4 protein-coding genes are annotated in these 6,587 nt (G+C 44.8%); 3 read left to right on the top strand and 1 reads right to left on the bottom strand.

The features are described from left to right. Positions 1-96 precede the first annotated feature (96 nt). Positions 97-1,311 (top strand): hypothetical protein, encoded by a 1,215-nt coding sequence (locus ACJ751_RS15220; RefSeq protein ID WP_407746358.1) that lies wholly within the window; start codon positions 97-99, stop codon positions 1,309-1,311. 250 nt (positions 1,312-1,561) lie between these two features. Next, a complete protein-coding gene (locus ACJ751_RS15215; protein ID WP_407746357.1) occupies positions 1,562-4,705 on the top strand; it encodes a carboxypeptidase regulatory-like domain-containing protein in 3,144 nt (1,047 codons plus the stop codon). A 118-nt stretch (positions 4,706-4,823) separates the two neighbouring features. Here the strand turns inward: ACJ751_RS15215 and ACJ751_RS15210 are convergent, their stop codons facing one another. Then, positions 4,824-5,384 carry a porin family protein gene (locus tag ACJ751_RS15210; RefSeq protein WP_407746356.1) on the bottom strand — a complete coding sequence of 187 codons (561 nt, stop codon included), beginning with the start codon at positions 5,382-5,384 and terminating at the stop codon, positions 4,824-4,826. A 175-nt stretch (positions 5,385-5,559) separates the two neighbouring features. On the opposite strand from ACJ751_RS15210, the gene ACJ751_RS15205 reads away from it, so the two are divergent. Then, a complete protein-coding gene (locus tag ACJ751_RS15205) occupies positions 5,560-6,228 on the top strand; it encodes an FAD-binding oxidoreductase (protein ID WP_407746355.1) in 669 nt (222 codons plus the stop codon). The last annotated feature ends 359 nt before the right edge of the window (positions 6,229-6,587 follow it).

The raw sequence follows: 6,587 nt of genomic DNA, 5'->3' as shown, positions 1-6,587 counted from the left end.
CCCAAAACCCCAAAACCCCATGTTGCTATATTCACGAATTAAAAATTAATCGGGAATTAACAATAATTTTAATACAATAAATATAAAATCGTAGAAATGAGTAAGCCATTGACTCTTGAGCTGATTCACATGAAAACAAAGACAAACAGAATCGAAAGTATAAAAAACCTTAACCTATGGGGTAATGATCTAGATGATATCTCGATAGTAAGCCAGATGTATGCATTAGAAGTGCTGTCACTTTTAAAGAAAGCGAACAAAGCGGGCACTGTCGATACATTCAGGGCACAATTTCCTCCAGCGTATGCACCATTCATTCATATCATCCAGGAACAGGGACAAAACATAGAAAACCTGTGTTATATAAATGAAAATACGATAGCGTTTGTTATAGGTTCTGCTTATGAAAAAAGAAGCGCCTATGTACTTACGAACAGGATCATTGAAAAGCTATCTGATTCCATCCAGGCAATTGGCCGTTCGCACCAGAACAATATTTACGCAATTGCAAAAACCAATTCTGTAACAACCCATAAGAACTGGGCAGGGAAAAAAATAGCTGAATTCAAATTGCCGCCTGTTGTCCCATTGCCCATCTCACAACTCATTCCTTTTAACGACGGATTATCCGTGCTGCTCGTTTCTTCCGAAGGCATTTACCTGCTCACCACCAGCGGGCACGCTATGATCCATCCCATTCCTGATCGGGAAGATAAGGACTGGAGCTCTTACATAGATATGGAGCACGCTGCTTTATCGTATGATAATAACTTCATTGCTGTAGGTGACCAAACATCCGCTCACCGGATCTTAAACCGCGCCGGCAACCATATAGCCACCATCGACCCGCAATCATCTTATCCCCATTATGCGTTGTTCTCCAAAGACGGACAACAGGTACTATTGAACTCCTGCCATTTATACACTGGCGCTACCATCAGTGTGCCCACTGCCGGATTTCCCAATATAAATACCGGCGTTGCCAGGAATACCATTATCGATAAAAACTGCCGCGTATATGCAGCAGTAGCTACATCGGAGCATTACATCTTTGGCGATGCGGCCGGTCATGTACAGGCATTCGATAAAGAAGGGAAAAAGTGCTGGCATTATTTTGTAGGTTCTACCATTACCAGCATGACGCTCTCTGAAGATGAAAAAACTTTATGGGTTGCTTCCTGCTCAGGGATGATCCATAAATTGAAGCTCAATGAAGGACAGCGCGATAATCACACCATTGGTAATGGCAATCACTATGAAGAGTTCAGGGTAATATTCTGGAAGAATGAACCGCAGCCTTTAGTGTGGTAATTAATCTCCGGCGCTATGTAAACTAAAAATGAAGATAATGTTATCAAATTTATCACTGCGTTCAATCATACAACCACTTGCTATTTTCGCCGCGTGAGAAATACGGTTACTGTTACTGTATAATTTTTCTCCTAACCCGTAGTACCAATCGATTGCTTTGACCGTCAATGCCCAATAAGGCATTCCTGCCTTCTGCATGTACCCGACCTGGTAATTTATAATTCTTATATATTTAAAAGTAACCCATCAGATGAAGAAACCGATCATTCTGCTGCTGGCCTTGCTATTGGCAGGTCTTGCAGGTCACCGACTAGCTGCACAAACTACCCAGGCTTCCATCATCGGCGTAATTACCGATGAGAACAAAAAACCGGTTGATGGAGCCAGCATTGTGTTAACCAATGAATCAACCGGCTTTACTACGGCAACACTGACCAATGAAAAAGGCCAGTACATTTTTAAGGAATTGCCATTGGGCGGCCCTTATACCATCAAGGCTACCTATGTTGGGTATGGTGAACAAAAACGTACCGACTATTCATTGAACCAGGGCGACCTGTTGCGGGTAAACATCACCATGCAGGTTTCTGCAGCCAGCATGAATGAAGTTACCGTAACAGCTACCGGCCAGCGGAAAAAATCAGAAAACTTTGGCGCCGCTACTTCTGTATCCGCCCGTGACATTTCCCGGTTACCGGTTAACGGCCGCAACTTTACTTCATTGATCGACCTGTCGCCACTCAGCAGCGGCAGCAACCTGGCCGGTCAGTTGGGTTCTTCTACTAATATCACTATCGATGGTACCTCCGCGAAAAATCCCACCTCAAGCAGTGGCACCAATAGCCGCATCGGCGGCCCCTATGCATTGTCTATGGAAGCTATCCGCGAATTCAAGGTAGTGACCAACCAATACGACGTTACATATGGTCGTAGTGGTGGTGGCACCATCAGCACGGTTACCAAGGCAGGAACCAATACCTTGTCGGGCAGCGCCTTTTTGTTTTCCCGCGCCGACTGGTTATCGAGTAAATATGATATGAAGGGCGCACGCCGGGTAAATGATTTTCATACCAACCAATATGGTTTTTCAATAGGCGGCCCCATTATTAAGAACAAAGCTCAGTTCTTTATTGCCTGGGACCGTCAGGATGACGCCCGGCCTTTACAATTACTCGATATTCAATCATCAGCGGATGCAAAACGCCTGCAAACCAATCCCGACACACTGAATCGCTATCTTCAAATTGCCAGGGATAAATACGGCGCAGCCAGTTCGCCCCAGGTTGGTTCTTTTGACAAGCAACGCCATACCGATGCCGCCTTTCTGCGTATTGACTGGCAGCTGAATGCAAAAAACCTGCTTACCATAAGAGACAACTATGTAAACGACCGGGCGCCACTGGCCCGGGATGATAATTCTACCAACAACATTTATGAAGTGTATGCCGATGCGCATGCCTGGAACAACAGCTTGCTGGCCACCCTGCGTACTGTGGTAAACTCCAAAATTACCAATGAGTTGAAGTTCCAGCACCTGTATACTTTTGAAGAAAGCTCGCCGGGCAGCCAGTTACCCCGGCAAAATATTCCAAGAGGTATTGTAGAACGCATCGCCAGTCCCGAGGGAAGTACTACCATCCAGTTTGGTGGCCAGCGTTATTCACCCGAACACTTTTTCAACAACGTGTTTCAATTGGTGAACAACATGTACTACAACACTAACAAATTCAACTATACATTTGGCGCCGACATCCAGTACACCCACATGAACTCTTTGTACGGCAGTGAAATGAATGGTCGTTTCTACTTCAACGGACTGAACAATTTCGATAACCTCAATCCCTACCGGTATGCCCGTGAAGTGGCCCTGAGCGATGACCCAAGCGTTAAACAGAACCTCCTGAATGCTGGTTTATACGCCCAGTTGAAAACGCAGCTGATGGCCGGTCTTGATGTGACCGCCGGGATCCGCGCCGATTATACCAATTACTTTAATAAACCCAATTTCTACCAGCTGGCGTATGACGAACTGGGTCTTGTCACCAACCGTTCGCTGAATACGCTCCAGTTACAACCTCGTATTCAGTTCAATTGGGACATTAATGAAAAACACCGCGACTACCTGCGTTTGGGCGCCGGTATCTTTGGTTCAGATATTAATAACTACGCCATGATCAACAACATGGTGTTTGATGGAACCAAAGTATTGTCTGTAGATATTCAGAAGAACATTCCCAAACCCAACTTCCCAGGCTACCGCAGCAATCCTGCATCAGCACCCGGCAAGGAATTGTTCGATCAGGGTGTTCCGCGCCTGGCCACTATCAACATGAATGGGAAAGATGCGCGCATTCCTGTCGTGTATAAAGCCAATATGTCGTACAGCCGCTTTATCACCAATAATTTTAAAATGGGAGTAACGTTCTACGCCACCATCGCCCGCAACAACTATATGTATGTTGACCGGAACATGGTGGATCAACCTTTCTTCCGTTTGAGCAATGAAGGCAACCGCGGTGTGTATGTGCCCGCTGCGAGCATCAGCCCTGCCGGGGTTACCGACTGGATGCAGGGCCGCAAAAGCATGAACGTGGGCCGTGTACTGGAGTTGAACAGTGAAGGCAAAGTAAACCAGTTTGCGGTGGTAGTAGATGGTACCTGGCGCTATTTTAAAGACGGAGAAATTTCCTTCAGCTATACCTGGAACGATACTAAAGACAACACCAGCTATAATGGCGATGTGGCCAACAGCGCCACCCTGGCCCTGATGGTAAAAGATGATCCACGTGATCTGAGCAAACTGACTTATTCCGATGGTCAGTTCCGGCATAAAGTGGTATTCTATGGAACATTACCCACCTTCTATGGCGTGAGCGTTGGCGTTCGCTATTCGGGTATCGGCGGCACCCGCTATTCATTAGCAAGCGGAAACGTGAATGGCGATTTCGTTGCCACCAACGATCTGGCTTATATCTACGATATCAACGACTCCAAAGTAGCAGAAAAATACCGCACAGGTATTTCTGCCATCCTGGATAATCCTGATGCAAGCGAAAGCTATAAAAAATACATTAGAAAAAGTATGGGCCAGGTTGCCGAACGCAATGGCGGTATCAACCGGTTTAACGGCGTATGGGATGTACGCGTTGCCAAGAAATTCAACCTATGGAAAAAACAATACGTTGAATTATCCGGCGACATCTTCAACGTAGAAAACCTGCTCAACAAAAATTGGGGCGCTTCCAGAAACCTGGGTAAACAAAGCATCTATCAAACGCAGGGCTTTGACAATGTTTCCCAAAACTATGACTACAAGGTTCAAACCAATACAGGTGTTATTACAAAAGGTGGTAACCCCTGGCAAATACAAATAGGTATCCGCTACGGCTTCTAATCGTGAATGGTGAATGGTCAATGGTCAATGGCGTCCGAAATTTGGAATTCCCCAATAATAGGGAAGTTTAAAATGAGCGAGCTATTCACCATTGACCATTCACCATTCACGATATGTCCTAGTGATGGAACTGGTAAAACAGTCCCACTTGCCATACCCGGTTCTTGAAATCATTCGTATTGCTCTTTGTAACATCAGTAAGTCCCAGGTTATAACGGGCATCAACACCTAAACCGCTATGACTAAGATAGCTGGCGCCAAAAGCCCAGGAAAAGTCGGCATTACTGAAGTTGTCGACATCCGTTTCTGAATGACCACTCTTGAAATTAGAGGTAGTTAAAATGCCTAACTGGGGTCCGGTTTGTATTCTAAAGCCATCGGCAAACATGTACTGCGCCAATACAGGAACGTTAATATAATTCAATCTTAATTTGCCGCCGTTATATTCAGCACCCTGGGTACTGTATACTATTTCCGGCTGAACGGCAAATGAGCGGGTGAGATGGATATGGGCAAGACCGCCGAGATGAAACCCGGTTTTAGAATCTGCTTTACTATCGGCAGCATCATCTTTAATATTCGCAAAGTTAACGCCGCCTTTAAGACCATACTCAACGTGTTGCGCACTCGCAACTTTGATCAGCAATAACAGAGCTGCTGAAATAATAATTCTCTTCATAATGCTGTTTTAATTAACAATATGCAATAGCTATTGCAAATGAAATACCACCGCCTGAATTCAGCTTTACACTTTACCTAACCAATTGAAAAATATAAACTTCGCACTGGGGAATGATTTGGGCAATATGCGGTTAAATCTGTAGATTGCTTATAATATTTTAAAGCAAGCCATTATGGAATCGCATATTGTTAAAATAAAAACCATTAAACAGGTAACGCACGATGTAAAAAGTTTTCGCATCGAGAAACCTGAAGGGTATGTTTTTAAACCCGGACAGGCAACTGAAGTAGCTATAAATAAAGAGGGTTGGAAAGAAGAGCGAAGACCGTTTACATTTACCTCCCTGAACAACGAACCAACGCTTGAGTTCACCATAAAACGATATGCCGATCACAAAGGCGTTACCAATCAGATCCATGAACTGGAGCCCGGCGATGAACTGATCCTGCACGATGTGTGGGGCGCTATTGAATATAAAGGACCTGGTTATTTTATTGCCGGTGGCGCCGGCATTACGCCATTTATTGCCATCCTCAGGCAATTGCATTGCGATAATCAAATTGCCGAAAACACCTTGTTCTTTTCAAACAAAACAGCAGCTGATGTTATTTATGAAGAAGAATTGAACAGCATACTGGGAAAAAATCTAATCAATATCCTGAGCCGGGAACAGAAGAGAGGCTATGAAAATGGCCAGATCAATGAGGCGTATCTGCGTTCACACGTAACTGATTTCAGTAAGCATTTTTATGTGTGCGGGCCCGATAAGATGATTAGTGATATTAATGCTACTTTGGAGAAGCTGGGGGCGAAGCCGGACGCGGTGGTGTTTGAAAAGTAGTTGACCAGTTGACGAGTTGACAAGTTAATAGGGTTGACGGAATTGATAGAGTTAATAAAGGGCAATTGATTAATAAAAATAACAAAGAGGCCAGAAGTAGGCTCACCTATTTCTGGCCTTTAATTTTTATACCATTTCTTTCGCGTTCTTCCTGGTTAACTGGTCAACTCTACCAACCTGCCCCTCCTTAAATAAATCGCCTCTTTGTAGCCCTCGCTACTCTCCTTCGGGCAAGAAACTCTTTCCCAAACCAACCTACCAGCAACAACCCAAATATAAATCCCCCTATATGCGCTGCATAAGCAACGCCGCCACCAGCTTCCTCACCGCCAAGGGCGCCTAAGCCATTCACGACCTGG

Source organism: Niastella sp. (genome assembly GCF_045805085.1).
Classification (GTDB): Bacteria; Bacteroidota; Bacteroidia; order Chitinophagales; family Chitinophagaceae; genus Niastella.
Note: the sequence above shows the minus strand (reverse complement) of the source record. Positions and strands in the feature narration are given on the sequence as shown.